This is a genomic window from Streptomyces sp. SID486 (assembly GCF_009865385.1).
Classification (GTDB): Bacteria; Actinomycetota; Actinomycetes; order Streptomycetales; family Streptomycetaceae; genus Streptomyces.
The window spans coordinates 1-2,763 of the sequence record NZ_WWJT01000037.1 but is presented as its reverse complement, the minus strand read 5'-3'; the positions used below and the strand labels follow the sequence as shown (position 1 = coordinate 2,763).

At 71.8% G+C, this 2,763-nt stretch carries 2 protein-coding genes; both read right to left on the bottom strand.

Features of this window, described 5'->3' with window-relative positions; genetic code table 11:
- Positions 1-145: 145 nt before the first annotated feature.
- Positions 146-916, bottom strand: coding sequence for a GNAT family N-acetyltransferase (locus GT045_RS01830; RefSeq protein WP_161333074.1), 771 nt, complete (start codon positions 914-916; stop codon positions 146-148).
- Positions 917-1,127: 211 nt separating this feature from the next.
- The coding region (locus tag GT045_RS01825) for an IucA/IucC family protein (RefSeq protein ID WP_161333073.1) at positions 1,128-2,763 on the bottom strand (1,636 nt) is incomplete at its 5' end.

The following is a 2,763-nucleotide window of genomic DNA, read 5'->3' as shown; positions in this document are numbered from 1 at the left end:
GGGCGGTGGGACGGGGCGGTGGGACGGGGTAACGGGACAGGTTGATGCGGCGGTGCGAGGTGCCGGGGGCGAAGTTTTTTCTTCGAGTCGGGAACACCATGGACCCGCCGTTCGTATCTCATGGTGAGCGCTCGAACACATGGAGCTACAACACATCGCGCAGGACTCGGTCCCGGATCATGAGGGCGGCCCGCTTGTCGGGCAGGTCGACCTCGGCCGCGAACCGAAAGCCGGCGCTCAGGAACGCGGCGACGGAGGGGGTGTTACGGAGATCGGGTTCTGCCACCACTCGTGCGCAGGTGGGACGCCGGTCGAGGATCAGGTCGGCCACGGCTCGCAGCAGGGCGGATCCCCGCCCTCGCCCACGGTCGGCGGCTTCACCGAAGAGGAGGTGGATGCCGGTGTCGTGCGGCCGGGCCGGATAGTGGCGGGCCAGCGGATCCAGGTCCGCCCGGTAGATCTCCCAATAGCTCATAGGGATGCCGTCGAGGACACCGAGACACGGCGTGCAGCGCCCGTCGCCATGGAGCTGCGCCCGTAGATGGTCCTCGGTCCTCTTCCGGGGTCCGGCCAGCCCCCAGAAGTCCGCGACGGCGGGGTCGTTCATCCAGCGGTGGACGAGCGGCAGATCCTGGTCGACGCGTAGGGGAACCAGCTGGAACGAGCCGACAGGGGTCGCGACCGGGCCCCAGGTGGCGAGTCGTCCGAGCAGGTCGGCCGTCGCCCCGGCTCGGAGGGCGAGGAAGTCGTCCGGCAGTTGCAGGTCCAGTGTGTCCTCGCCGTCCGGGTCGTCGTCCTCGACGGTGAACCGGCCGAACGGAGAGGGCCGGGGATCCGTGGCATCCGCTCGGGGGCCGGCACTGTCCTGGCGGGCAGGGGCGGGGCCGGCTTCGGCGGTCGCGTCGGTGGAAGGCACGGTGCGCTCCTCTCAGGAAACGAGATGGGTCGTGTTCCTCGGATGTGGCGGATGAGCGGAGGTGCGGGTGAGCGGGGGGCGGGCGAGCGGGGGGGTGCGGGCGAGCGGATGTGACGAGTGAGCGGGTTGCGGGTGAGCGGAGGTGCGGGAAAGCCGGTCAGGCTCGTGATGGCCCAGGGCGGCAGCGGTGGGGCAGGGAGAGGTACGGCGCTCAGGAGCGAAGGGGGTTGGCGATGGTGACGTAGACGGACTGGGTGTCGACCGGACCGACGAGTTCGTCGAGGCCGTGCAGCCGGGTCAGCAGGTTGGCCTTGCACCGCAGCACCGGTGAGTCGAGCAGACGGCCGGGCAGGGAGGTGCGCAGTGGAGCGGATCCGGAGGACAGGGTCGTCAGGAAGCGGCGGAAGGCCGCGAGGAGCAGACGCTCGTCGGCGAGGCGCTGCGAGCCGAGGGCGCCGATCAGTCCGAAGACGTTGTTGACCGCCAGGTAGTAGGCGAAGCGTTCGTCGGCCACCTCGTCGGAGACGAACGTGTCGCTGCGCTCGCCGATGCCGGGCAGCCGGGCGTCCAGTTCGGCGCGCCGGGACTCGCGGAAGTAGTAGCCCTGGTTGTCACGGTAACGGGCACCGGCGGGCCAGCCGTCGCGGTCCAGCAGGAGCAGGGTGTTCTGGTGGTGGGCTTCGAGGGCGATCCCGGCCTCGCCGTCCAGCCAGAGAACGGGCCGGACGACGTGTTCCAGATAGCGCAGGAACCACTCCGTGGCGACGGCGCCGACGGGCCGGCCGGTGCGTGCCGCCAGGTGTGCCAAAAGCTGGGCCAGACGGGACCGCATCGGCCAAGGACGGTGGCCCGGTGGGACCTTGGCCGGGCGAGCGGCACCGGGGTGGGGCGAGAGGAGTCCGGCGACGCAGCCGACGTCGTCGGACGGGGTGAACGGGTTGTGCCTGATCATCACGTCGAGTCCCGGCACGGGCCGGCCGTCGGGATCGTCGACCGCGAGCCAGGCCGGGTCGCGGACGATGTCGAAGCACGGGTGTACCGCCTGCCACTGCCTGGCCAGACCGGTACGCAGCAGCCGGTGCACCTCGACTCCGCGGTGGAGTTCCTTGCGCAGGTTCTCGCGGCGGGAGTTGGTGATGCGCAGGGCCAGCGAGAGCTTGAGCATCGCCGGGGCCCCGGACCGGTGGACGGTTCGCACGGAGGAGGTGGGGTGCCAGGGGGCGCCGAGGGTGCCGAGGTCAAGAAGGAGTCCGGAGTCGAGCAGCGCGGCGACGGAGTCCCGGTGCCGTACCTCGCGTGCCTGCCAGGGGTGCAGCGGAAGGGCGGTGTAGCCGTCGGGCAGGGGCAGGTCGGTTCCGGCAAGGCGTCGGACGATGTGGTCCGGGGGTACGGTACGGCCGCGCTCGGTCCAGGCCGAGTCGGCCGCGAGGAGATCGGGGGCGACGGCCAGCCAGTGCAGGGGGAAGGAACCGCGTGACTCGGGTGAGTACCGGTCGGCTTCGGTCTCGGTCAGACCTTCCCGGCTCTTCGGCGACGGGTGCAGCGGGTGCCCGAGGAGGAGGGCCTGTTCGGCGTCGAGGAAGAGGTCGGCGTTGCCGTCGGCAGGGTGTTCGCGCCGGTGGCGGATGAACTCCGCCGTGCGGCGGACGGAGTCGGCCACCGCGGCGACGAGACCACCGCGGTCGCCGACGCCGACGCCGACACCGACACCGTCGCCGGTGCGGGTGTCGGTACGGGTGCCGGGGACGACGGGGGCGAGGCCGGCGGTGGGGACGTGGCCGGCGGCGGTGGCATGGCCGGCGGAGGGGACGCGGTCGGCGGTGGTGGCCTGGCCGGCAGTGGGGACG